The sequence below is a fragment of the Burkholderia sp. Ax-1719 genome, assembly GCF_011753055.1.
In the GTDB taxonomy this organism is placed as follows: Bacteria; Pseudomonadota; Gammaproteobacteria; order Burkholderiales; family Burkholderiaceae; genus Paraburkholderia.
Genome location: NZ_VWWJ01000010.1, coordinates 1 through 23,358, shown reverse-complemented (window position 1 = coordinate 23,358; position 23,358 = coordinate 1). Strand labels below are relative to the sequence as shown.

The 23,358-nt window shown below is 63.1% G+C and carries 21 protein-coding genes and 1 pseudogene; 15 read left to right on the top strand and 7 right to left on the bottom strand.

Going from position 1 to position 23,358, the window contains the following annotated elements; all coding sequences use genetic code 11:
• Window positions 1-32 precede the first annotated feature (32 nt).
• Both F3J17_RS18860 and F3J17_RS18855 read right to left on the bottom strand, forming a co-directional pair.
• A complete protein-coding gene (locus F3J17_RS18860) occupies window positions 33-1,085 on the bottom strand; it encodes a cyclase family protein (protein ID WP_167061880.1) in 1,053 nt (350 codons plus the stop codon).
• Window positions 1,086-1,163: 78 nt separating this feature from the next.
• Window positions 1,164-1,907 (bottom strand): helix-turn-helix domain-containing protein, encoded by a 744-nt coding sequence (locus tag F3J17_RS18855; RefSeq protein WP_167061878.1) that lies wholly within the window; start codon window positions 1,905-1,907, stop codon window positions 1,164-1,166.
• Between the two features lie 315 nt (window positions 1,908-2,222).
• Here F3J17_RS18855 and F3J17_RS18850 point away from each other — a divergent pair, with 315 nt between their 5' ends.
• Window positions 2,223-3,545 (top strand): MFS transporter, encoded by a 1,323-nt coding sequence (locus F3J17_RS18850; RefSeq protein WP_167061877.1) that lies wholly within the window; start codon window positions 2,223-2,225, stop codon window positions 3,543-3,545.
• Window positions 3,546-3,622: 77 nt separating this feature from the next.
• Here the strand turns inward: F3J17_RS18850 and F3J17_RS18845 are convergent, their stop codons facing one another.
• Both F3J17_RS18845 and F3J17_RS18840 read right to left on the bottom strand, forming a co-directional pair.
• Entirely contained in the window at window positions 3,623-3,925 is a 303-nt protein-coding gene (locus F3J17_RS18845; RefSeq protein ID WP_167061875.1) for an addiction module antidote protein, read from the bottom strand.
• A gap of 1 nt (window position 3,926) precedes the next feature.
• Complete coding sequence (locus tag F3J17_RS18840) at window positions 3,927-4,223, bottom strand: type II toxin-antitoxin system RelE/ParE family toxin (RefSeq protein WP_167061873.1); 297 nt, start codon at window positions 4,221-4,223, stop codon at window positions 3,927-3,929.
• A gap of 183 nt (window positions 4,224-4,406) precedes the next feature.
• Here F3J17_RS18840 and F3J17_RS18835 point away from each other — a divergent pair, with 183 nt between their 5' ends.
• A complete protein-coding gene (locus tag F3J17_RS18835) occupies window positions 4,407-5,198 on the top strand; it encodes a DinB family protein (protein ID WP_167061871.1) in 792 nt (263 codons plus the stop codon).
• 27 nt (window positions 5,199-5,225) lie between these two features.
• Here F3J17_RS18835 and F3J17_RS18830 read toward each other — a convergent pair whose 3' ends face one another.
• Complete coding sequence (locus tag F3J17_RS18830) at window positions 5,226-6,191, bottom strand: LysR substrate-binding domain-containing protein (RefSeq protein ID WP_167061869.1); 966 nt, start codon at window positions 6,189-6,191, stop codon at window positions 5,226-5,228.
• 212 nt (window positions 6,192-6,403) lie between these two features.
• On the opposite strand from F3J17_RS18830, the gene F3J17_RS18825 reads away from it, so the two are divergent.
• The 6 genes from F3J17_RS18825 (at window position 6,404) to F3J17_RS18800 (ending at window position 13,995) form a co-directional block, all read left to right on the top strand.
• Complete coding sequence (locus F3J17_RS18825; RefSeq protein ID WP_167061867.1) at window positions 6,404-8,689, top strand: NADP-dependent malic enzyme; 2,286 nt, start codon at window positions 6,404-6,406, stop codon at window positions 8,687-8,689.
• Between the two features lie 194 nt (window positions 8,690-8,883).
• Window positions 8,884-9,750, top strand: a complete 867-nt coding sequence (locus F3J17_RS18820; protein ID WP_167061864.1) for a fumarylacetoacetate hydrolase family protein — start codon at window positions 8,884-8,886, stop codon at window positions 9,748-9,750.
• Between the two features lie 12 nt (window positions 9,751-9,762).
• Window positions 9,763-10,515 (top strand): SDR family NAD(P)-dependent oxidoreductase, encoded by a 753-nt coding sequence (locus F3J17_RS18815; protein WP_167061862.1) that lies wholly within the window; start codon window positions 9,763-9,765, stop codon window positions 10,513-10,515.
• A gap of 136 nt (window positions 10,516-10,651) precedes the next feature.
• Window positions 10,652-11,938, top strand: coding sequence for an MFS transporter (locus tag F3J17_RS18810; RefSeq protein WP_167062307.1), 1,287 nt, complete (start codon window positions 10,652-10,654; stop codon window positions 11,936-11,938).
• A gap of 70 nt (window positions 11,939-12,008) precedes the next feature.
• Complete coding sequence (gene rhmD, locus F3J17_RS18805; RefSeq protein ID WP_167061860.1) at window positions 12,009-13,187, top strand: L-rhamnonate dehydratase; 1,179 nt, start codon at window positions 12,009-12,011, stop codon at window positions 13,185-13,187.
• A 25-nt stretch (window positions 13,188-13,212) separates the two neighbouring features.
• Window positions 13,213-13,995: an SDR family NAD(P)-dependent oxidoreductase gene (locus F3J17_RS18800; RefSeq protein WP_167061859.1), complete on the top strand. Its 783-nt coding sequence runs from the start codon at window positions 13,213-13,215 to the stop codon at window positions 13,993-13,995.
• 12 nt (window positions 13,996-14,007) lie between these two features.
• On the opposite strand, the gene F3J17_RS18795 is transcribed toward F3J17_RS18800, so the two are convergent.
• Window positions 14,008-14,991 carry a LysR family transcriptional regulator gene (locus F3J17_RS18795; RefSeq protein WP_167061857.1) on the bottom strand — a complete coding sequence of 328 codons (984 nt, stop codon included), beginning with the start codon at window positions 14,989-14,991 and terminating at the stop codon, window positions 14,008-14,010.
• 194 nt (window positions 14,992-15,185) lie between these two features.
• Here F3J17_RS18795 and rhaM point away from each other — a divergent pair, with 194 nt between their 5' ends.
• From rhaM to F3J17_RS18760, 7 genes are all read left to right on the top strand, one after another.
• A complete protein-coding gene (gene rhaM, locus F3J17_RS18790; RefSeq protein ID WP_167061855.1) occupies window positions 15,186-15,500 on the top strand; it encodes an L-rhamnose mutarotase in 315 nt (104 codons plus the stop codon).
• Window positions 15,501-15,530: 30 nt separating this feature from the next.
• Entirely contained in the window at window positions 15,531-16,418 is an 888-nt protein-coding gene (locus tag F3J17_RS18785) for an amidohydrolase family protein (protein WP_167061853.1), read from the top strand.
• A 68-nt stretch (window positions 16,419-16,486) separates the two neighbouring features.
• Window positions 16,487-18,016 carry a sugar ABC transporter ATP-binding protein gene (locus F3J17_RS18780; RefSeq protein ID WP_167062304.1) on the top strand — a complete coding sequence of 510 codons (1,530 nt, stop codon included), beginning with the start codon at window positions 16,487-16,489 and terminating at the stop codon, window positions 18,014-18,016.
• Entirely contained in the window at window positions 18,013-19,065 is a 1,053-nt protein-coding gene (locus F3J17_RS18775; protein ID WP_167061851.1) for an ABC transporter permease, read from the top strand. Before F3J17_RS18780 ends, F3J17_RS18775 begins: the two co-directional genes overlap by 4 nt.
• On the top strand, window positions 19,058-20,068 hold the full coding sequence (locus F3J17_RS18770) for an ABC transporter permease (RefSeq protein ID WP_167061849.1): 1,011 nt from the start codon (window positions 19,058-19,060) through the stop codon (window positions 20,066-20,068). The genes F3J17_RS18775 and F3J17_RS18770 overlap by 8 nt, the downstream gene beginning before the upstream one ends.
• Before the next feature lie 106 nt (window positions 20,069-20,174).
• Window positions 20,175-21,182 (top strand): rhamnose ABC transporter substrate-binding protein, encoded by a 1,008-nt coding sequence (rhaS, locus tag F3J17_RS18765; protein ID WP_167061847.1) that lies wholly within the window; start codon window positions 20,175-20,177, stop codon window positions 21,180-21,182.
• 339 nt (window positions 21,183-21,521) lie between these two features.
• On the top strand, window positions 21,522-23,054 hold the full coding sequence (locus tag F3J17_RS18760; RefSeq protein WP_167061846.1) for a methyl-accepting chemotaxis protein: 1,533 nt from the start codon (window positions 21,522-21,524) through the stop codon (window positions 23,052-23,054).
• 108 nt (window positions 23,055-23,162) lie between these two features.
• Here F3J17_RS18760 and F3J17_RS18755 read toward each other — a convergent pair.
• Window positions 23,163-23,358 (bottom strand): annotated as a pseudogene (locus tag F3J17_RS18755) (hypothetical protein); the annotation flags it as partial.

Sequence of the window (23,358 nt, the reverse complement as noted above, 5' to 3'; positions counted from 1 at the left end):
CTGATGCTGCCTGCAAGCCGGCGCGGTGACGCTTAAACCGTTGCGACTGGCGTGACGGGCGAGCCCATCGCACCCGGCAGCCGCAGCGGCGGCGCGGTGAGCATGAAGCGCGAACGCCCATGTTCGCGCAGCCACACGGCCAGATCGCGCAGATACCAGAGTTCGCCCAGCGGCAGCCCCAGCTTGAACAGACAGTGATGATGCAGTGGCATCAGCGGATGATCGCCCGGTGTTGCCGGTTCGCGCGCGGGATAACGCTCGACCGCATAGTTGTCGGCGGCCAGCGCGGCGATGCCCGAATCGCTGATCCATTGCAGCAGCCGCTCGTCGCGGCCATCGAGCGCGCCGCAATGGCTCGCGAGCACCGCCTCGTCCGGCTGCCTGTTCATCTCCAGCACCATTTCGGCGAAACCGGTGCGCAGCAGCAGCATGTCGCCGCGCTCGACGTTCACCTTGTCCGCTTCCATCACGCGCATCAGATCGTCATAGCCGATCGTGCGGAATTCGCGCCCGAAATGCGCGGCAAAGTCGATCAGCACGCCACGTCCCTGCATGCCCTTGACGGCGAGATTCTCGATGCCGAGCACGTCCGCATGGCTGTGCTCGCCGCCGCAGGCATGCGGAGCAAAACCGGTTTCCGCGCGATATTCCATCGGACCGATGATGTCGTGATTCGCGCGATAGCCGTTGTAATAGACGCTTTCGGCCATGCCGTCGCCGTCGGCGTCGAAGCGGGCGCCGACATGCGCGAGCGCGTCCCATTGCGTCGAATACTGGAGCGAGAGCAGCACCTGATCGTCACTGACGATATCGGTGGCCGACGGCTCGTTGCGCGCGAACGGAAAATTCACATAAGGCAGACCGTCGCGGAAGGTCGGACGCAGCACGGGCGGATGGCGACGCACATTGAGCTTGCTGTCGCCCGGAAAGTCGAGCGGCAGGGAGAGCGTGAAGCTCAAGCCCGCACGAATCTCCTGCGCGCCCTTGAGCACCTGCTCAGCGCCGATGAGGTTGGGTCGGCCCAACTGATCGTCGGGTCCGAAGTCACCCCAGTTCGAGCCTTCCGGCCGGTTCTTCCAACGCATGCTGTCTTCCTCCACATCGTCTTGCGGCGCGTACCCGCTGTGCTTGTCGCTTCGAACGCGGCTCAAACCCGCTTCAAATCAAATCGCGAGCAACGAAGGCGGTATCTGCGCATAGACGTCGAGCAGCGCCTGCACGGCTTGCGGCTCGTTTTTCAGCAAACGCGCCTTGGGCGCGCCGATGACGAGCGCAAATGCCTCGCCGTGAATCAGGAAGCCGCGCGAGAGACCGGCCACGTCCTCGACGCTTTCGCCCGTCGAGCGATGCCAGCCGTCGATCACGCCCTGCTCGATCTCGCTTTCGAACTTCGCGCGATCGAGCGTGGAGCCATCGGCCGCGAGCGGCAGCGGCTGGTTGCTGTCGAGAAACTTGCGGCGTCCCTCGGCCCCCAGCGCGCCGAGCAGCGCCTTGCCCGCCGCGCTCGCGATCGACATGAAGCCGCCTGGTTCGTCGCTGTAGCGGATCTTCTGGCGCGACTGGACCACGTCCAGATAGACCACGCGATTGCCCGCAAGCGTCGCCAGCCCGGCGGTCTCGCCAGTCGCGTCGCGCAGCGCGTGGAGCAGCGGCTGGAACATCAGCGTGAGCGGATCCTCGCTGCAAATGTCGCGTGCGACGTGCAGCAGGCGCTGCGTAGGGTAATAGCCCGCTTTCACGCCCGGCGCGTAGAGGTAGCCCTTGGCCACCATCGTTTGCAGAAGGGCGTGACAGCTCGAAAGCGGGATCTCGGTTCGACGCGCAATTTCGCTGTAGATCATCGGCTGCCGGACTTCGGCAAAGAGGTTGATCACGTCGAAGACGCGTACTGCAGTTTTCACATCCATGAGAGCATTATCGACATACCGATAACGCTCTGACAATATGCTTACGGGTAAACACCTAACGCTCTCGCGGCGCTGTCCAGCTTGAGCGCGACGCGAACGCGGGTTATCCCTTAATTGACGCTATGAAACGGGCGCTCCATAGTCCGCACCTTCTGGCTGTCGTTCGATAAATGAAAGGTTGTTCGATATTTGAACATTGCGTAATGCTTTCATGTGCGGATGCAAATCGCGCGTTTCGTATCGGAAAGACAGACGGATTCCACGTGTTTCGGATGGGAAACACGGCGGTCGAAAACGAAAATCTGGAGACGTACCTTGGCAGCTTCCTCTCTCGACACCCAGCATCGTCAGGCCCGCAAGGCCGGCATCGCCTCGTTCGTCGGCACGACGATCGAGTGGTACGACTTTTACGCGTACAGCACGGCGGCGGCGCTTGTGCTCGGCAAGCTCTTTTTCCCGTCGACCAATGCGATGGTCGGCACGCTCGCGGCATTCGCGTCGTTCTGGGTGGGCTTTCTCGCGCGCCCGATTGGCGGCATCGTGTTCGGCCACCTGGGCGACAAGGTGGGCCGCAAGAAGACGCTGATCATCACGCTCATGCTGATGGGCTGCTGCACCACGGCGATGGGACTTCTGCCCACCTACGGTCAGGTGGGCGTGCTCGCCCCCGTGTTGCTGATTCTGCTGCGTCTGTTGCAGGGGATCGCGATGGGCGGCGAGTGGGGCGGCGCAGTGGTGCTGTCATCGGAGCACGCACCCAAGGGGAAAGAGATTCTGTACTCGGCGTTCGCGCAGCAGGGCTCGCCTGCGGGCAATCTGCTGGCGACGGTGGCGTTCCTCGTGATTTCGACGCTGCCTGATCACGAATTCATGACGTGGGGCTGGCGCGTGCCGTTCCTGATGTCGGCGCTGCTCGTGATCGTCGGGATGTTGATCCGCATGAGCGTGGATGAATCGCCCGCCATGAAGGAACTGCAGGCGAAGAACAAGGTGGTGAAGCTGCCAATTGGCGAAGTGCTGCGCCATCACAAGGCGCTGGTGGCGATGGGCGTGGGCGCCTGCGTGATCGCGTTGTCGGCGACTTACTTCAAGACCACGTTCGCGCTGTCGTGGGCGGTGACGTCGATCGGCTTCGATCGCACGCAGTTCCTGAGCGTGATCACGTTCGCCATCGTCGTGCAGCTGATCGTGCAGCCGTTCGGCGCGGTGCTGGCCACGAGGCTCGATCTGCGCAAGGCCGTCATTTTCATGCTGGTTCCCGAGATCGTCGCGCTGCCGATCATGTTCTCGCTGATCGCGACGGGCTCGACGAAGCTTGCGATGTTCGGCATGGCGCTGGCGTCGATTCCGCACTCGCTTTACTACGCGGCGATGGCTGGGATGCTGGCGAAGGCCTTTCCGGCGCAGGTGCGTTACACGGGTATTTCGCTCGCGTACCAGATCTGCGGGATGGTGTTCGCGGGCACGACGCCGATTCTCGGTCAGTTTTTGCTGGGCGCGACGGGCAGCATTGTTTCGGTGGTGGCGCTGGGCATCGTGCACGTGCTGATTACGCTGGTGTGCGCGCTGATGCTGGTGTCGCGTATGCAGGGTGAGGCGGTGGCGAGCGAGCAGGGTGCGGTGACGGCGCGGGTTTGAACCGGCCGCCTGTTTCCGTAGCGGCCGCGCATTGGGTTGTGCGTGCGGTTGCTGCGAGAAACGGCAGGTGCAGTATTTCAGGCGCGCTTGCGGAGTGTTTGCGGGATAGTCAGTTGCAATCCGAGCGCGCGCACGACCTTCATGATGGTCGCGAATTCGGCGTTGCCGCTTTCGGACAGCGCGCGATATAGGGCTTCACGCTTCACGCCCGAGTCGCGCGCCAGCGCCGTCATGCCGCGCGCCTTGGCGACGTTGCCGAGCGCGGCCTGAATCAGGCGCGGGTCGCCGTCCTCGAACGCGGCGGCCAGATAATGGCGGATCGTCTCCTCGTCCTTGAGATAGTCCGCCCCATCGAATTCCTTCAGTTCGCTCAGTTTCATTTCAATCCTCGAGTTCGCCTGCCAGCTTGCGGGCTAGCTTGATGTCTCTGTCCTGGCTCGACTTGTCGCCGCCACAAAGCAGGACGACGAGCACTCTGCCACGCTGGACGAAATAGACGCGGTAGCCCTGACCGACGTCGATTTTCATTTCGCCCAGGCCTTCGCCTAAAGCTTTCCAGTTGCCGAGGTTGCCTAGGTGCGCCCGCTCGATGCGGATATTGATCGCTGCGCTCGCGACGGGGTCGCGCAATCCGGCGAGCCATCCGTCGAACTGGTGAGTCCGTAATATCGTGACCATTGTTAATGTAATCCATGGGGGACGGAGGTGCAAGTGTCTGGCCGCGTGTTGCGGGGTAAAACGTAACGATGAGGTGATCAATCGCACGCGTCCTGGCGCGAGATCAAATTTGGAACCCTTGTAGCCGTCTGGCTGATAACGTATCATTTTGATACGTTACAAAAACGACCATAAGGACGCGCCATGCATTCCCGTTTCGACCAGTTCAGAACGACCCCGCTGGCCAGCCAGCTTGAAGCGCTGATCGACGCGCCGCAGCGCTATATCGAATACGCGGTGCTCTCGCGCATCGGCGTGGCCGCTGTTTCGGCGGTGACGGACGAAATCGCCCTGAAATTTCCGGAAGTCGAGCAGGATCACACCGCCCGGCAGTTCTGCGGCGCGATGGTGGCAGAAGTGATGCGCCGTCATGGGCACGAAGTCGTTCAGGCGCGTGGACGCGTGGGCGGTACGCTTTTCAGCTATGGCGCCGTGTTCAGCGCCCAGCCGGTGAGCTTGCCGTTCGCGGCGGTGATCGAAGCGCTGGCCGCAATGCCCGAAGGTTTTGCCGCGCTCGTCGCCCGTGTGCCGCATGCGCTGTGGACGCGCCGCCCGCAAGGCACGGGCTTTTCGCTGCTGGAGCACGCCTGCCATTTGCGCGATCTCGACGCCGTCTTCGCGGCGCGCTTTAGCGCCGTACGCAAGGCCGATCTACCGCTGATCGAATCGGTCAACGGCACGACCATCGCGCAGGAGCGCAACTATATGGCGCAGGATCTGGTGGCGGCGCGTGATGAATTCGCGGCCAACCGGCAGCGCCTGTGCGCATCGCTCAAGCGGCTAACGCCCGAGCAACTGGCGCGTTGTGGTCTGCGTGACGGCGTGCGTCGGATGACGCTGGAAGAACTGGTGCGTGAACTGCTCGATCACGACAAAACCCACGCGCTCGAACTCGAAGAACTCGAACACGAGTTGCTGGAATCCACAGCGGCATAAAAGCCCCCAAAACAAGGGCTAAAAGCCTCAGCGCCGCGCGGCGTCCGCTTCCAGATACAGCTCGCGCAGCGCCTGCCCGAATACGCTGTCGACTTCGCGCAGCACGCCCGCGCGCGTGAAGAGCGCGATGGGCGGCAGCGTCCAGTCGAAGGTGTACGGCACGATCGCCACGCCCGCGATATGCACGAGTTCCTCGGCGATATCGGCAGGCACGATGGAGACGGCGTTCTCGTTCGCCGCGATCATCTCGCCGATCAGCCGCGAGGTGTAGCTCTCCATGATCGGCACCGGCGGCGCCACGCCCGCATGCAGGAAGAGATCGGAAATCTGCTCGCGGATCGGCGTATTGGGCGCGCCCAGAATCCAGTCGAGTTCCGCGAGCTTCTGCCAGTTCGCCTTGCTGCGCCCGAGTCGCGCGGCCAGACGGCGGCTGGCGATGAGCCGCGGCGTCTGCTGATACAGCACTTCGAAGCGCAATTGCGTGACGTCGACCGTGGCCGAGGCGCGCCCGATCACCAGATCGAGCGTGTGGTCGCGCAATTGCGGCAGCAGCGCGTCGCTGGTGCCTTCGTGGATCGTCATGGTGACGCGCTGCGGCAGGCGCGATTGCGCCAGCCGGATCGCCGCAGCCAGCGTGCGCCCCGAAATAAACGGGATCACGCCCACATGCAGGCGCGTGGCATGACCCGCGACCACGGCTTCGATGTCGCGCGCAAGGTGGTCGAGGTCGTGCAGCATGGCCTGGGCGCGCGCGAGCACCACGTTGCCCAGCGGCGTGGGCGTCATGCCGCGCGGCGAGCGATCGAACAGCGGCGCGCCGAACATGCTTTCCATTTCTGCGAGCGCGTTGGTGATGGCGGGCTGGCTGGTGGCCATATGCTCGGCCACACGCGTGAGGGAGCCGTGCTGGCGGATCTGCAGCAGCAGCACCAGATGACGCATTTTGAGGCGCGAATTGAGGCGCCGGGTGACTTCTTCGATACTGAACGACACGATCCGCTTGTCCGGGAGACCCGCCGGGCGAGGCCAGGCGGGCTGGGGCCGCCCGCGCCGCCCGCCGGAGCGGGATTGGGGGAGGCATCATGAAAAAATAATGGCCCCATACTAAATCAAAATGGGCAGCTTATGACGGCTCACTAGAATCGCCTCATTCGACCATGACCGCCGCGCCGTCCGGGCGCGGGGCCCATCATCAGAGTGAGCACATGAATCAGACCGAACGCCAGGCCGCCCTCGAATATCACGAATTCCCCACGCCGGGCAAGATTTCGGTGACGGCCAGCAAGCCGCTCGTCACCCAGCGCGACCTCGCGCTCGCCTACACGCCGGGCGTGGCCGTGGCCTGTGAAGAGATCGTCACCGATCCGCAGAACTCGTTCCGCTACACCGCGCGCGGCAATCTGGTGGGCGTGATCACGAACGGTACGGCCGTGCTTGGTCTGGGCAATATCGGCGCGCTGGCGTCGAAGCCGGTCATGGAAGGCAAGGCGGTGCTGTTCAAGAAGTTCGCCGGCATCGACGTGTTCGACATCGAAATCACGGAAAGCGATCCGGACAAGCTGGTCGACATCATCGCCAGCCTGGAAGCCACCTTCGGCGGTATCAATCTGGAAGACATCAAGGCGCCGGACTGCTTCACGGTCGAGCGCAAGCTGCGTGAGCGCATGAAGATTCCGGTCTTCCACGACGATCAGCACGGTACGGCGATCACCGTTTCGGCGGCGTTCCTCAATGGTCTGAAGGTTGTCGGCAAGGACATCACCCAGGTCAAGGTCGTGACGTCGGGCGCGGGCGCGGCGGCGCTGGCCTGTCTGGACCTGATGGTCGATCTGGGCCTGCCGCTCAAGAACATCTGGGTGACGGACCTGGACGGCGTGGTCTATCAAGGCCGCAAGACGCTGATGGATCCGGACAAGGAGCGCTTCGCGCAGGATACGTCGGCGCGCTCGCTCTCCGAAGTGATCGACGGCGCGGACGTGTTCCTGGGTCTTTCGGCGGGCGGCGTGCTCAAGGCCGAAATGGTCAAGAAGATGGCCGACAAGCCGCTGATTCTGGCGCTCGCCAACCCGACGCCGGAAATCTTCCCGGAAGTCGCGCTCGAAGCGCGCCCTGACGCGGTGCTGGCCACGGGCCGTTCGGACTTCCCGAACCAGGTTAACAACGTCCTGTGCTTCCCGTACATTTTCCGCGGCGCACTCGATGTGGGCGCAACCACCATCACGCGCCGCATGGAAATCGCGGCAGTGCACGCGATTGCCGGTCTCGCCGAAGAAGAACTGAATGATTCGGTCGCTGCCGCTTACGGCGCGTACGACCTGCGCTTCGGCCCGAAGTACCTGATTCCGAAGCCGTTCGATTCGCGCCTGATCGTGCGTATCGCGCCGGCCGTGGCGAAGGCCGCGATGGAAGACGGCGTGGCGACGCGCCCGATCGACGACTTCGCTGCCTACACGAACGAGCTGCAACAGTTCGTGTACCACTCGGGCGCGTTCATGAAGCCGATCTTCGCGGCAGCCCGCCAGTTCGTGCGCGATGGCGCGAAGTCGCGCATCGTGTTCGCGGAAGGTGAAGAAGAGCGCGTGCTGCGCGCGGTTCAGGTGATCGTCGACGAAAAGCTGGCACGCCCGATCCTGATCGGCCGTCCGGAAGTGCTGCTGGCGCGTATCGAGAAGTTCGGCCTGCGTCTGAAGCTGGGCGAAGACGTGGAAGTCACCAATCCTGAGTACGACGAACGATTCCATCAATACTGGACCACGTACTGGGAACTGCGTTGCCGCGACGGCATTTCGAAGGAAATGGCGCGCGTGGAAATGCGCCGCCGTCTCACGCTGATCGGCGCGATGATGGTGCGTCTGGGCGACGCCGACGGCATGGTGTGCGGCACGGTGGGCGCGTATCACGACCATCTGCGTTTCGTCGACGAAGCAATCGGCATGCAGCGCAACGCCAAGACCTACGCAGCGATGAACATCCTGCTGCTGGACAAGCGCACCGTGGCGATCGTCGATACGCACATCAACGACAACCCGAACGCCGAACAGATCGCCGAATTCACGCTGGCCGCCGCACGCCAGATGGAATGGCTCAATCTGCAACCGAAGGTGGCGCTGCTGTCGCGCTCGAACTTCGGCTCGGGTAGCTCGGCTTCGGGCACGAAGATGCGCGAAGTGCTCAAGCTCGTCAACGAGCAGGCGCCGGATCTGGAAATCGACGGGGAAATGCACGGTGACTGCGCGCTCGACGAAGCACTGCGCCAGCGCATCCTGCCGCATTCGCGTCTGCAAGGCTCGGCGAACCTGCTGGTTTGCCCGAACGTGGACTCGGGCAACATCGCCTACAACCTGCTGAAGACGGGCGCGGGCAGCAACGTGGCGGTCGGTCCGTTCCTGCTGGGCGTGAATGCGCCGGTGAACATCCTCACGTCGAGCTCGACGGTGCGACGCATCATCAACATGGCGGCGCTGACGGTGATTCAAGCCAACCGCGATTAAACTTCCGACTCCGGATTAACCCGGAGTAAAAAGGCGGCGACCCGAAAGCGCGCCGCCTTTTTTTCGTCTGCGAATAGTCGTGCCGCATCGCGATCCGCTTTTGCTATCGCCTCATGCCGCAATCGGATTGTCCGGCTATCGCGGCCTCCTTATATTGGTGACCAAGATCGAAGTCCAATATCAGGAGACACCGCATGAAGCTGGTCCGCTGGGGCAATAAGGGGAGTGAAAAGCCGGGTGTGGTCGATCGCGAAGGTCGTGTGCGCGATCTGTCGGGCGTGCTGCCCGATGTGGCGGGCGAAGCTTTGGGCGCGGCGTCGCTCGACCGCCTTGGCGCAATCGATCTGACGCAACTGCCGCTCGCGCCCGCCGATGCACGGCTGGGTCCCTGCGTCGGCCAGGTCGGCAAGATCGTCTGCGTCGGGTTGAACTACTCGGACCACGCTGCCGAATCCAATATGCCGGTGCCCGCCGAACCCGTGCTGTTCTTCAAGGCCACCAGTTCCCTCAGCGGTCCCCACGACGATGTCGTGATCCCGCCTGGCGCGCAAAAGGTCGACTGGGAAGTGGAGCTGGGTGTGGTGATCGGCAAGGAAGCGCGCAATGTGTCGCGCGAACGTGCGCTCGACTATGTGGCCGGTTATTGCATCGTCAACGATGTGTCGGAGCGCGCCTGGCAGATCGAGCGCGGCGGCCAATGGGACAAAGGCAAGAGCGCCGATACTTTCGCGCCGCTCGGGCCGTGGCTGGTCACGCGCGACGAGATCGCCGATCCGCAGGCGCTGGACATGTGGCTGGAAGTGGACGGCAAGCGCTACCAGCAGGGCAACACGCGCACGATGATCTTCGATGTGGCCACGGTCGTCTCCTACATCAGCCATTTCATGAGCCTGCAACCGGGCGATGTTATTTCGACGGGTACGCCGCCGGGCGTCGGTATGGGGCAGAAGCCGCAACCGGTCTATCTGCGAGCCGGACAAACCATGCGCCTGGGTGTAGCCGGGCTCGGCGAACAACAGCAGCGCGCCGTCGCTTCGACGGTCGATACGACGCATGCGTGAGGAGACATCGCTATGAACCAGCTTGATCTCAAGAATCGTGTGATGGTGGTGACGGGCGGCGCGCGCGGCCTGGGTTATGCAATCGCGCAGCGCGCGCTGCGCTCGGGCGCGGCGGTGGCGTTGTGGGACATCGACGCCGATCGACTAGAACGCTCGCGCGCCGAACTGTCCGAGCTTGGCAGCGTATCGGCGGTGAAGGTCGAACTGACGGATGAAGCCTCGGTGGAAGCCGCGGCGCAACGCACGGTGGACACGCACGGCGCGATTCACGCGCTGGTGAACAGCGCGGGCATCACGGGCGGTAACGGTCTCACGTGGGAACTGCCGGTGGAGATGTGGCGGCGCGTGATCGAAGTGAATCTGATCGGCAGCTATCTGACCTGCCGCGCTGTGGTGCCGCGCATGCTGGAGCAGGGTTATGGGCGCATCGTCAATATCGCGTCGGTGGCGGGCAAGGAAGGCAATCCGAATGCTTCGCACTACAGCGCATCGAAAGCGGGCTTGATCGGCCTGACGAAGTCGCTCGGCAAGGAACTCGCTACGAAAGGCGTGCTGGTCAATGCGGTCACGCCGGCCGCGGCCAAAACCGAGATTTTCGATTCGATGTCGCAACAGCATATCGATTACATGCTTTCGAAAATCCCGATGAACCGCTTCCTGATGCCGGACGAAGCGGCGGCGATGATCACCTGGCTCTGTTCGGAAGATTGCGCGTTCAGCACCGGCGCGGTGTTCGATCTTTCGGGCGGCCGCGCGACATACTGATTCGCCGATAAATAAAGGAGCGGCCGCAACGCGGACCGCTCTGCAAAGGGATCGACAGGAGACATCGATGCCGAACGAAGCGTCACCATCGTATTCGTCACAACCGCAAGCCTTGCAGCGCGCGGGCAGCAAGGCCATGCGGCGCTTATTGCCCTTCCTGCTGCTGATGTATGTGCTGGCGTTTCTGGATCGCGCGAACATTGGCTTCGCGCAGAAAGCGTTGCAGCACGATACCGGGCTTTCCGATGCGGCTTTTGCATTCGGCGCAGGCGTGTTTTTCGTGGGTTACGCCGTGTTCGAAGTGCCGAGCAATCTGCTGCTGCATCGCTTCGGCGCGCGGCTCTGGATGTGCCGCATCATGGTGACCTGGGGGCTGATTTCCGCGGCTATGGCACTGGTGCAGTCGTCCACATCGTTTTATACGTTGCGCTTTCTGTTGGGCGTGGCAGAAGCCGGTTTCTTTCCCGGCATCATCTATTACCTCACGCAGTGGTTTCCTCAAGCGGCGCGTGCGCGTGCGATCGGCGTGTTCTATTTTGGCGCGCCGCTGGCTTTCATTTTCGGCGCGCCATTATCTGGACTGCTGATCGATTTGCATGGTGTAGGTGGTCTAGCCGGGTGGCAATGGCTTTTCCTTGTCGAAGGCGTGCTGGCTTCGCTGGTGGGCGTCTGGGCGTTCTGGTATCTGACCGACCGTCCGGAACAGGCGCGTTGGCTGGACGCCGATGAGCAGCGTGCGTTGACGATGGCGCTAAAAGTCGATGCAGGCGCAGCAGCGGCGCATGGCCCGCGCAGCGCTTTCGCGGCGCTGGTTGACCGACGCGTGCTGGGGTATGCCGCGATTTACGCGCTGATCCAGATGAGCGTCTACGGTGTGATCTTCTTTTTGCCGCAGCAGGTGGCGTCGCTGGCGGGCGCTGCGGTGGGTTTGAAGGTTGGGTTGCTGGCGGCCGTGCCGTGGGTGTGCGCGCTGGCGCTGACCTGGTTCGTGCCGCGTCGCGCGGATCGCACCGGCAGCTATCGCGCGTGGACGGTGAGCTTGCTCGTGTTGTCCGGGCTGGGCATTGCGGTGTCGGGCATCGCGGGTGATATGGGCGTTGCGCTCGTCGCCATGATCGGTTTGTGCTGCGCGGCCGGCGGCTTTATCGCGGCGCAACCTTTGTTCTGGACGTTTCCGGCGCGCGATTTGACGGGCGTAGCGTCCGCGAGCGGTATCGCGTTGATCAATTCGCTCGGTGGGCTTGGCGGCTTTCTCGCGCCGCTGTTGCGCGCCGCCGCCGACCGGCATTTCGCCTCGCATGCGGCGGGCCTCGAATTACTGGGCCTCGCCAGTCTCGCGGCAGCGGCGCTCGTTTTCATCGTCGTGCCGCGTGGCATACGTCGACCCGCAGCGTTCGAGCAGCCTGCCGGCGGCGCACATTGAATGCGCATTGCGTGCCTTACCTAACACATCGACCAGCGTCGAGCACCCTCACTCTCAGGAGCAAGCATCCATGGCCATGCCTACCATCAAACACGTGCGCGCTTTCACGGTGCGCGGCGGCGGCGCGGATTATCACGATCAGGCCGACGGGCATTGGATCGACAATCATATTTCCACGCCGATGGCCCGCTATCCCGAGTATCGCCAGAGCCGCCGCTCGTTCGGCATTGACGTGCTGGGCACGCTCGTCGTGGAGGTGGAGGCGAGCGACGGCACCGTGGGCTTTGCGGTCACCACGGGCGGCGAAATTGGCGCGTTCATCGTCGAAAAGCATCTCGCGCGTTTTCTCGAAGGTCAGCGCGTGACCGATCTGGAAAAGATCTGGGATCAGATGTATTACTCGACGCTTTATTACGGCCGCAAGGGCGTGGTGCTGAATACGATTTCGGGCGTGGACCTCGCGCTTTGGGATCTGCTGGGCAAACTGCGCGAGGAGCCGGTTTATCAATTACTGGGCGGCCCGGTGCGCGACGAACTGGTGTTCTATGCCACTGGCGCACGTCCCGATCTGGCGAAGGAGATGGGCTTTATCGGCGGAAAATTGCCTTTGCTGCACGGTCCCGCCGAAGGTGAGGAAGGCCTCAGAAAGAATATCGAACTGCTGGCCACGATGCGCGAGCGTGTGGGCGACGACTTCTGGCTGATGTACGACTGCTGGATGAGCCTGGACGTGCGTTACGCCACGCGTCTGGCCGAAGCCGCCAACGAATACGGCCTCAAATGGATCGAAGAGTGTTTGCCGCCCGACGATTACTGGGGCTACGCCGAACTGCGCAAGAACGTGCCGCGCGGCATGATGGTCTCCACCGGCGAACACGAAGCCACGCGTTGGGGCTTTCGCATGCTGCTGGAAATGGGCTGCTGCGATCTGATCCAGCCCGACGTGAACTGGTGCGGTGGCATGACCGAACTCATCAAAATTTCCGCGCTCGCGGACGCGCACAACACGCTGGTCGTGCCGCACGGTTCGTCGGTGTACAGCTATCACTTTGTAGTGACGCGCCACAACTCTCCGTTCGCCGAATTCCTCATGATGGCGCCCAAGGCCGATGAAGTCGTGCCGATGTTCACGCCGTTGCTGCTCGACGAACCGGTGCCGGTCAAAGGCCGCATGAAGGTGCCGGATACGCCGGGCTTTGGCGTGCGCCTGAATCCGGACTGCAAGCTGGCGCGTCCTTACCAACACTAAGCAAAATTTAGCGGGAGAACGCATCGTGCTGCTCAAGGACAAGGTGGTGATCGTCACCGGCGGATCGCGCGGCATCGGGCGCGCCATTGCGATCGCGAGCGCGCGCGAAGGCGCGGACGTCGCGATCAACTACTGGGGCGATAACGACGCCTCGTACGGCAGGCGTTCCGCCATCGGCGAAGTGCTCGACGAGATCGAGCGGCTAGGGCGCCGCGCGATTGCGGTGGAGGGCAATGTGGCCGCGCCGCAAACGGGCGTCGATCTGGTGCGCCAGACCGTCGAGCATTTTGGGCATGTCGACGTGCTGGCGAGCAACGCGGGCATCTGTCCGTTCCACTCGTTTCTGGATATGCCGCCGGCCGTGCTCGAACGCACCATCGGCGTGAATCTGAATGGCGCGTTTTACGTGACGCAGGCGGTCGCGCGGCAGATGAAGGAGCAGGGCACGGGCGGCGCGATCGTGGCGACCAGTTCGATCAGCGCGCTCGTTGGCGGCGGCATGCAGACGCACTACACGCCCACCAAGGCCGGCGTGCATTCGCTGATGCAGTCGTGCGCGATAGCGCTCGGGCCTTACGGTATCCGCTGCAATTCGGTGATGCCGGGCACCATCGCCACCGATCTGAACGCCGAAGATCTCGCCGATGAAGAAAAGCGCGCGTACTTCGAAAAGCGCATTCCGCTGGGACGTTTGGGCGCGCCCGAAGATGTGGCGGAATGCGTGGTGTTTCTGGCTTCGGATCGCGCGCGTTATGTGACGGGCGCGGCGCTGCTGGTGGACGGCGGCCTGTTCGTCAACCTGCAATGATTCGATAAGGACTCAGGAATGTGTCGCTACGCGCATGTCGCGAACGATTTCGTCGGGCTTGAAGGGCTGCGAGAAGCGGCGCAACAGGCCGACGAAATGCTCGGCGGGTTCCGCGAGCGCTTCGCCCTTGCGCGTGAGCACGCCGAAGCCCGGCAGACTCTTGCCGATTTCGAGTGGCAGCACGGTCAGCAGCTTGCCGCGCACATGATCGCGCACGACGGATTCGGGCAGCATCGCCACGGCGTCGAAGCTTTCGAGCAGTTGCAGCGTGGCGAAGATGGAAGCCGATTCGGTGAGGTTCATCGGCGTGGCAAGGCCCGCGCGTGCGAGTTCGCCTTCGAAGAGTTCGCGCGCGGGACTGGTGATGGGCTGCGCAACCCACGGCCAGTCCATCAGTTCGGCGAGCGTGACCTGTTCGCGGCGCGCCAGCGGATGACGCGCGCGCACCACCAGTACCAGCGTTTCGCGCGCCAGCGGCTCGAAGCTGAAATCGTTGTGCTGCAAGGGCGTAGTCAGGCGGCCCAACGCAAGGTCGACGTCGCGGCGATGCAGCAGTTGCACGACCTGGTCGCTGGTCTCGCCAAGAATGCGCACGTGCAGCAGCGGTCTTTCGGTCTTGAGTGTGGCAACCGCTTGCGCGAGCAGATCGGGCGCGGCGCCCATGATCGCGCCCACGGTGAGCTGGCCGTGGCCGCCACGGCGTTTGACGTCGAGATCGTCGGCGAAGCGCGTGAGGTCGGACAGCGCGCGGCGGGCGTAGGCCAGCGTGACGACGCCCAGCGCCGTTGGCTGCATGCCGCGTGCATTGCGCTCGAACAGGCGGAAGCCAAAGGCTTCTTCGATGTCGCTGAGCATGCGGCTGGCGCTGGGTTGCGCGACATTGATGGCATCAGCGGCCTGATGGACGTTGCGGGCGTCGTCGAGCGCGACGAGCAGGGCGAGGTGCTTGAACTTGAGACGATTGACGAGCGAAACGACGGCGGTCTGATGGTTCATGAGTCCTGCGATCCGGTTTGTGCATCGCCCGATCCCAACTACGGATTGGTTGGCTATCGATGCCGGAATTATAGTCGTTCGAATCGCTGCAAAACCATGTGAATACGTGCGTGGAGCTTAGGGCAAACGCTAAGAAAAATGCCCGGCTTTTACGCCAGAAAAACGCAGCAACCAGGCTGGACGGAGACACGATCATGGAAACAGTTGCGTTTCGCATGCAGCTCGATCCCGGCAAACGGGATGAATACGAGCGGCGTCACCGCGAAATCTGGCCTGAACTCGCCAGCGCGCTGCGCGACGCGGGCGTGAATGATTACTGGATCTTTCTCGACGAAAGCACCCACGCGCTCTTTGCGGTGCTCAAGCGGCGCGACGTCCACACCATGGACCGCCTGCCCGAGACGGCGATCATGCGCAAATGGTGGGATTACATGGCCGACATCATGGCGACCGGCGAGGGCAATGTGCCCGTGACGCAGCCGCTGGTGCCGGTGTTCCATCTGCCCTGATTAGACCCGATCCGCTACGAGGAGCACACCATGCAGGTGGTTGATCCGCACGTTCATTTCTGGGATCTCGATACGCATCATTACCCCTGGCTTGCGAATCCAGGAACGTCCTTCGTGGGCGATGCACGCGATCTCAAGCATAACTATCTACCCGATGATCTGCTGCGCGAGGCCGGCGATATTGAAGTCCTCAAGCTCGTACACGTAGAAGCGAATCACGATCCGGCTGACCCAGTGGAAGAGACACGCTGGCTCGAATCGATCGCCGATGCGGGAAAGGGGCTTCCCAACGCAATCGTCGCTGCGGTCGATCTGGGCGCGCCGAATGCGCCAGAGATTCTCGCCGCGCACGCAGCGTTCGGACGCACGCGCGGCATCCGCCAGATACTCAACGTCCACGCCAACCCGCTTTATGACTACGTAGGCCGCCACTATATGCGCGAGCCGGCGTGGCGCAAGCATTTTGCGCTGCTCGAACAGCATGGCTTGTCGTTCGATCTGCAACTCTATCCGTCGCAGATGGAAGAGGCCGCGGCGCTCGCGCGAGCTAACCCCGGCGTGCCGCTCATCGTCAATCACGCAGGCATGTTCGTGGACCGCAACGGCGTGCAGGGTTGGCGCGCGTGGAGGGACGGTCTGCGTGTGCTTGCGGCGTGCCCGAACGTGTCGGTCAAGATCAGCGGTCTGGCGATGTTCGATCACGAATGGACCGTGGAAAGCCTGCGTCCCTACGTGCTTGAAACGATCGATGCGTTCGGCGCGCAGCGCGCGATGTTCGCATCGAATTTTCCGGTGGACCGGCAATTCGGTACATACGCCGATTTGTGGCACGCGTATGCGTCCATCGTGAGCGATGCCAGCGAGAGCGAGCGCACGGCGCTCTTTCGCGGCAACGCCGAACGCATTTACCGTATCTAGCGATCCAGCGTCCGCGCGAGAAGATTGCGGACGCAACGAATCAGGAGACATGCGTGGAATCGAAACCGTTGCAACCTCCCGCCGGGAGCGTGCCGCGTCTTGAGCTTAGACGGGCCAGCAAGTCGTTCGGGCGCGTGCGCGCGCTGGTGGACGGCACGCTCGTGCTCATGCCAGGCGAAGTGCATGCACTGCTGGGCGAGAATGGTGCGGGTAAATCAACGCTCGTGAAAATCCTCGCAGGCGTGCATCGTCCCGATGGCGGCGAGTTGCTGATCGACGGCAACGTGCAGCAGTTCGCCACGCCCGCGCAGGCGCGCGATGCGGGCATTGCGGTGATCTATCAGGAGCCCACGCTGTTCTTCGATCTCTCGATCGCCGAGAACATTTTCATGGGCCGTCAACCGCTCGACAGAATGGGCCGCATCGACTATGACGCGATGCATCGCGACGTGGCGGCACTGCTCGCAACGCTCGGCGTCGATCTTCGCGCGGAGCGACTGGTGCGCGGTTTATCGATTGCGGATCAGCAGGTGATCGAGATTGCCAAGGCGCTGTCGCTCAACGCCAACGTGCTCATCATGGACGAGCCCACGGCGGCGCTTTCGCTGCCGGAAGTGGAGCGGCTCTTCACGATAGCGCGCAAGCTGCGCGATCGCGGCGTGGCCATCCTCTTCATCACGCACCGGCTGGAAGAAGTGTTCGCGCTCACGCAGCACGTGACCATCATGCGCGATGGCGCGAAGGTGTTCGACGCGCCCACCGCTACGCTCACCACGCAGGACATCGTCGCGCGCATGGTGGGCCGCGACCTCGCTACCTTCTATCCGAAAGCCGATGTGAAACCCGGCGAAGTGATGTTGCGCGTGCGCGGCCTCACGCGGCGCGGTGTGTTCAAGGATATCGCCTTCGACGTGCGCGCAGGCGAGATCGTCGCGCTCGCGGGGCTAGTAGGCGCGGGCCGCAGCGAAGTGGCGCGAGCGATTTTCGGCATTGATCCTTGCGATGCGGGCCAGGTGCAGGTGGCGGGCAAGGCGCTCGCGATGGGCCGTCCCGCGCGTGCGGTGAAGGCGGGGCTTGCGCTCGTGCCCGAGGATCGTCGGCAGCAGGGGCTCGCGCTCGATTTGAGCATCGCGCGCAATGCGTCGCTCACGGTGCTGGGCCGTCTGGTGCGTTTTGGCCTGATTTCCGCGGCCAGCGAAGTGCAGCTTGCCGGGCAGTGGGGCACGCGCCTGCGTCTGAAGGCCAGCGATCTGAATGCGCCGGTCGGCACGCTATCGGGCGGCAACCAGCAGAAGGTGGTGCTGGGCAAATGGCTGGCGACGGGGCCCAAGGTGCTCATCATCGACGAACCCACGCGCGGTATCGACGTGGGCGCGAAAGCGGAAGTCTACGGCGCACTCGCCGAACTCGTGAGCGAGGGCATGGCGGTGCTGATGATATCGAGCGAACTGCCCGAAGTGCTGGGCATGGCCGACCGCGTGCTGGTGATGCATGAAGGCCGCATTACCGCCGACATCGCACGCGCCGACGCCGACGAGGAGCGCATCATGAGCGCCGCGCTCGGTCAGGCCAACATTCATCTGGGGCATGCAGCATGATGGGTCAATCTACTTCACCTCATTCGTTGCACGGCGGCGAACCGCGCGCACCACGGCGCGGGGCGGCGTTTGCGCAGACACTGGCGAAAAGCCGCGAAACCACGCTGTTTGTGGTGCTGTTGCTGATCATCGGCGGCACGGCGCTGGCGAAGCCGCAGTTCCTCAATCTGCAGAATCTGCGCGACGTGCTGCTCAATGTGTCGATCGTGAGCTTGCTCACGGCGGGCATGACGATCGTGATTTTGATGCGCCATATCGATCTGTCGATTGGCTCGACGGTGGGGATCAGCGCGTACGCAGTCGGCAGCCTGTATGTGGCGTTTCCGCATATGCCGGTGATCGTCGCGCTGGTTGCGGGCCTCGCGATTGGCATGGTGGCGGGATCGATCAACGCGCTGCTGGTGGCGGTGGGGCGTGTGCCGTCGCTGGTCGCCACGCTATCGACACTTTATATATTTCGGGGTGCAGATTATGCGTGGGTGCATGGCGGACAGATCAACGCCACGAGCCTGCCCGACGCGTTTTCGGGCCTTGCGACCGGCGCGTTGTTTGGCGTGCCGGTGCTCGCGCTGATCGCCATCGTGCTGCTTGCTGCGCTCTCCGTCTACCTTAAACAGTTCCGGCCGGGCCGCGAATACTACGCCATCGGCTCGAACCCGGAAGCCGCGCGCCTGGCCGGCATCAACGTCGAGCGCCGCGTGGCCGTGGGTTTCGTCATCAGCGGCGCGATTGCGGGCCTGGCGGGCGCTTTGTGGCTGGCGCGTTTCGGCACCGTCGATGCGAGCACCGCAAAGGGCATCGAGCTTCAAGTCGTGGCGGCTGCTGTGGTGGGCAGCGTCGCCATCACGGGCGGCGTGGGCACGATTCTCGGCGCCACGCTGGGTGCGCTAGTGCTGGGCGTCATCAGCATCGCGCTGGTGGTGCTGCACGTTTCGCCTTTCTGGGAGCAAGCCATTCAAGGCGCGCTGATCGTCGCGGCCATTACCGCCGACACGCTGCTGGCCCGCTCCGTCGCCAAACGCATGATGAGGAAACGCGATCATGGCTAAACCCGATTCCGCTTTGCTGACACGTCGCGCCGGTTTGCCGCTTGGGTGGGAATCGCTGCTGGTGGTGATCCTCGTACTCTCGCTCGTCGCGGGGCGCGTGCTGTCCGACGTCTTTCTCACTGGCGCGAACCTGAGCAACATCCTCGCCGATCTCACCGAAGTCGCGCTGATGGCGTTGCCGATGACGCTCATCATCGTCGCCGCCGAAATCGATCTGTCCGTTGCTTCCGTGCTGGGCGCGTCGAGCGCGCTGCTCGGCGTGCTCTGGCATTTGGGCGTGCCGATGCCGCTGGCAATGGTGCTGGTGGTGATCGCAGGCGGCCTGGCGGGGCTTTTCAATGGCCTTGTGATCGTCAAGCTCAATCTGCCGTCGCTGGCCGTCACCATCGGCACGCTCGCGCTGTTTCGTGGTCTTGCCTATGTGCTGCTGGGCGATCAGGCGATTGCCGATTTTCCGCCTGCTTACACGCTGTTCGGTATGAGCAATCTGGGCAGCACGTTTATTCCGCTGCCGTTTCTGATCGTGGCCGCGTGCGCGGTGGTATTCACGCTGCTTTTGCAGGCGACTGCGTTTGGCCGCAGCCTCTATGCGATCGGCGCGAACAGTACGGCGGCGTCGTTTTCGGGTATCGACGTCGCGCGCGTCAAGCTGCGGCTTTTCGTGCTGTCGGGCGTGATGAGCGCACTCGCGGGGATCGTCTATACGCTGCGTTTTACCAGCGCACGCGGCGATAACGGCGAGGGCTTCGAACTGTCGGTGATCGCGGCGGTGCTGTTCGGCGGCGTGAGCATTTTTGGCGGACGCGGTTCGATGTATGGCGTGTTGCTGTCGCTGCTGATCGTAGGCGTGCTCAAGAACGCGCTCACGCTTGCGGACGTGTCGAGCGAAACGCTCACCATCGTCACGGGCGCGTTGCTGCTTGCCTCCGTGCTGATTCCCAATCTCGCGGCGCGCTGGCGCACGCTGCGCGACCGGCGTGCGCTGGCGCGCGCGGCAAGCTGAAACGCAGTGAAGTAAAGACAAGGCTGTAAAACAAGCAGTAAAACAAGGCAGTAAGCCGTCAATCTGCCCGGCGCGCACGCCGGGCCCTCATCGAGGAGACACGTTCATGATGAAGCCAGTCCGCCACGCCTGCACGGCGCTGCTATGCGCCATGTTGTTGGGCGCGGGCCTGTCCGCGCAGGCAGCAGGCATCAAGGAAGGCCTGAAAATCGCCTTCGTACCCAAGCAGATCAACAACCCCTACGAAGTGATCGCCGATAACGGCGGCATGGACGCCATCAAGGAGTTCAAGGGCGACGGCAAGGTGGTCGGGCCTTCGGATGCGGGCGCATCCTCGCAGGTCTCGTACATCAACACGCTCACCACGCAGCATCAGGACGCCATCGTGATCGCGGCCAACGACGCGAATGCGCTCGTCCCGTATCTGAAGCGCGCAATGGCGCAGGGCATCAAGGTCGTCACCTTCGATTCCGATACGGCGCCCGACGGCCGCCAGATCTTCGTGAATCAGGCCAACGCCGAAAGCATCGGGCGTGGTCAGATTCAACTGGTGGCCAAGCTGATGAACAACGAAGGCGAATTCGCCATTCTTTCGGCCACGCCTAACGCGACCAATCAGAACACCTGGATCAAGTGGATGCAGGAAGAGTTGAAGAAGCCCGAGTATTCGAAGATGAAGCTCGTGAAGATCGCTTATGGGAATGACGACGACCAGAAGTCTTTCGTCGAAACGCAAGGTTTGCTGCAGGCATATCCGAATCTCAAGGCGATCGTTGCGCCGACTTCGGTGGGCATCGCAGCGGCCGCGCGCTATATCTCGTCGTCGTCGAGCAAGGGCAAGGTGGCGGTCACCGGACTCGGCACGCCGAACCAGATGCGCGCCTTCGTGAAGAACGGCACGGTCAAGGCGTTCCAGCTGTGGGACCCGGGTGCATTGGGCTATCTGGCGGCCTATGCGGCTGCAAATCTTGCTTCGGGCACCATCACGGGCAAGGAAGGCGATACGTTTGATGCGGGCAAACTCGGCAAACGCACGGTCGGCAAGAGCGGCGAAGTGATTCTCGGACCGCCCACCACGTTCGATGCTTCGAATATCGACAACTTCAACTTCTAGTCTGTTTGAAGTAAGACGAAAACGATTTCATTTGGTATGCAGAATAAAGGCCCGGACGATCCGGGCCTTTTTCATTGCGCGTTTCGATCCGTTTTCTAACCAAATCTTTCATCGGCTTTTTCGTTAGCTATTTCGTCTGATTAAAACACTTTTCTCAAGAGTCATTGCTTGCCCTTCAGTTTCGCGCGCATATGCCGATAGCATGGCGGGGCAGTGGCCTCAAGAGGGCTGCCGAATCGCTTCACATCGCTCCCGCCGCCTTATTACCGCGCTTATTCCGCGTATATCCCTCACGCTTCGAGCGCCGACGCCGCGCAAGCCAACCGCAAGGAAATGACGATGAAGTTGACCCTGAAGATTCCGCTCGCCTTCGCGGCGGCGCTCCTGTTGATGTTCGCGGGCGCGTTCTACGGAATCTATTCGCTGAACCAGTCGCTGAACGTGTATGGCACGACGGTTCAGAACAGCGTGGCCAACGAGCGCGCGGTGATGGCGACGCTGCTCGCCTTCAAGGTGCAGGTGCAGGAGTGGAAGGACACGCTTCTGCGCGGTAAGGATCCGGCCATGCTCGACAAGCACTGGTCTGCATTCGAAACGCGCGAGCGCGAAGTGGACACGCTGGCCCAGCAACTCAAATCGAGCCTGCCTGAAGGCGAAAGCCGCGATCTGATCGATCGGTTCGCCAGCGCGCACACGACGATGGGGCAGGGTTATCGCACCGGTCTCGCGGCGTTCAAGGCGGCGGGCTTCGATCCGTCGGCGGGCGATCATGCGGTGGCGGGCGTCGACCGCGCCCCGGCGGCTTTGCTGGACGAAGCCGCCCACAAGATCGCCGCGCAAAGCGCCGAAGTGTCGGCCGAAGCGGCCGAGCAGGCGCATCGCGCGACACTGCTGAGCGCGCTCCTGATGGTGGCGGCGCTGGGCGTTTCGATGACCGGCGCGTGGGTGTTCAGCCGCACCGTGACGAAGCCGCTGGCGCGCGCGCTCGAATGCACCCAGGCGGTGGCGCAAGGCGATCTCGCCTTCGAGGTGCGTGCAGAAGACGGCGCACGCGACGAAACGGCCATGCTGCTGGACGCGCTCAAGAGCATGCAGTCGAGCCTCTCGGGCGTTGTGAGCCAGGTGCGCAGTCATGCGCAGGGCGTGGCATCGGCGAGCGACGAAATCGCGGCGGGCAATCTCGGCTTGTCGGCGCGCACGGAAGACCAGGCGGCTTCGCTCGAAGAAACCGCGGCCAGCATGGAAGAACTCACGGCCACGGTGCGCCAGAACGCGCAGAACGCCAAGCAGGCCGCGCAACTGGCCGGCGACGCGGCAGGCACGGCCGCGCGCGGCAAGGACCTGATGATCGAAGTCGTCGAGACGATGCGCGGGATTGCGTCCAGCTCGGGCGAGATCGTCGACATCATCGCCGTGATCGACAGCATCGCGTTCCAGACCAACATTCTTGCGCTGAATGCGGCCGTCGAGGCGGCGCGCGCCGGCGAAGAGGGACGTGGTTTTGCCGTGGTGGCCTCGGAAGTGCGCACGCTCGCGCAGCGCAGCGGCGCGGCGGCCAAGGAAATCAAGTCGCTGATCGAAGCGTCGGCGCAACGCATCGATGCGGGCTCGGCGCTCGTCAACGATGCGGGCAACGTGATCGGCGAAATGGTGGACGCGGTGCAGCGCGTGACCGTGATCGTCGATGAAATCTCCACCGCGTCGCAGGAACAGAGCACCGGCATCGAGCAGGTGAACGTGGCCGTTACGCAGATGGACGAGGTGACGCAGCACAATGCGGCGCTGGTCGAAGAGGCGTCGGCCGCGGCGCACGCGCTCGCGGAGCAGGCCGCCGAACTGCGCGAAGCCGTGGGCGTGTTCAGGCTCGCCTGACTTTCGCGCAGCTTCAGAAATGCAAAACGGCACGGGGATAAACCGTGCCGTTTTGCTTTGCGGATCGCTTTAAACAGGCTTTAAAGCCGGTTTAAAGGCTGCTGCCGCTCAATCCCAGTGGTGGCGCTTGCCGTGGTGATGCTTGCCGCGATAGCCGCGCGAATAGTCGTCCGCGTAGGAGTTCGAGCGCGAGATGTTGCCGCCGAGCGCCGAACCCGCGCCGCCGCCCAGCGCTGCACCCACCAGGCCGCCCGTGCGGCCGCCCATCGCATTGCCTGCCGCAGCGCCTGCGCCGCCGCCCAGC

Bases quoted from the DNA above. Each gene is read 5' to 3' on its own strand.
- F3J17_RS18860 (WP_167061880.1), bottom strand. From the start codon at position 1,085: ATGCGTTGGAAGAACCGGCCGGAAGGCTCGAACTGGGGTGACTTCGGA.
- F3J17_RS18855 (WP_167061878.1), bottom strand. From the start codon at position 1,907: ATGGATGTGAAAACTGCAGTACGCGTCTTCGACGTGATCAACCTCTTT.
- F3J17_RS18845 (WP_167061875.1), bottom strand. From the start codon at position 3,925: ATGAAACTGAGCGAACTGAAGGAATTCGATGGGGCGGACTATCTCAAG.
- F3J17_RS18840 (WP_167061873.1), bottom strand. From the start codon at position 4,223: ATGGTCACGATATTACGGACTCACCAGTTCGACGGATGGCTCGCCGGA.
- F3J17_RS18835 (WP_167061871.1), top strand. From the start codon at position 4,407: ATGCATTCCCGTTTCGACCAGTTCAGAACGACCCCGCTGGCCAGCCAG.
- F3J17_RS18825 (WP_167061867.1), top strand. From the start codon at position 6,404: ATGAATCAGACCGAACGCCAGGCCGCCCTCGAATATCACGAATTCCCC.
- F3J17_RS18820 (WP_167061864.1), top strand. From the start codon at position 8,884: ATGAAGCTGGTCCGCTGGGGCAATAAGGGGAGTGAAAAGCCGGGTGTG.
- F3J17_RS18815 (WP_167061862.1), top strand. From the start codon at position 9,763: ATGAACCAGCTTGATCTCAAGAATCGTGTGATGGTGGTGACGGGCGGC.
- F3J17_RS18810 (WP_167062307.1), top strand. From the start codon at position 10,652: ATGCGGCGCTTATTGCCCTTCCTGCTGCTGATGTATGTGCTGGCGTTT.
- rhmD (WP_167061860.1), top strand. From the start codon at position 12,009: ATGGCCATGCCTACCATCAAACACGTGCGCGCTTTCACGGTGCGCGGC.
- F3J17_RS18795 (WP_167061857.1), bottom strand. From the start codon at position 14,991: ATGAACCATCAGACCGCCGTCGTTTCGCTCGTCAATCGTCTCAAGTTC.
- rhaM (WP_167061855.1), top strand. From the start codon at position 15,186: ATGGAAACAGTTGCGTTTCGCATGCAGCTCGATCCCGGCAAACGGGAT.
- F3J17_RS18785 (WP_167061853.1), top strand. From the start codon at position 15,531: ATGCAGGTGGTTGATCCGCACGTTCATTTCTGGGATCTCGATACGCAT.
- F3J17_RS18775 (WP_167061851.1), top strand. From the start codon at position 18,013: ATGATGGGTCAATCTACTTCACCTCATTCGTTGCACGGCGGCGAACCG.
- F3J17_RS18770 (WP_167061849.1), top strand. From the start codon at position 19,058: ATGGCTAAACCCGATTCCGCTTTGCTGACACGTCGCGCCGGTTTGCCG.
- rhaS (WP_167061847.1), top strand. From the start codon at position 20,175: ATGATGAAGCCAGTCCGCCACGCCTGCACGGCGCTGCTATGCGCCATG.
- F3J17_RS18760 (WP_167061846.1), top strand. From the start codon at position 21,522: ATGAAGTTGACCCTGAAGATTCCGCTCGCCTTCGCGGCGGCGCTCCTG.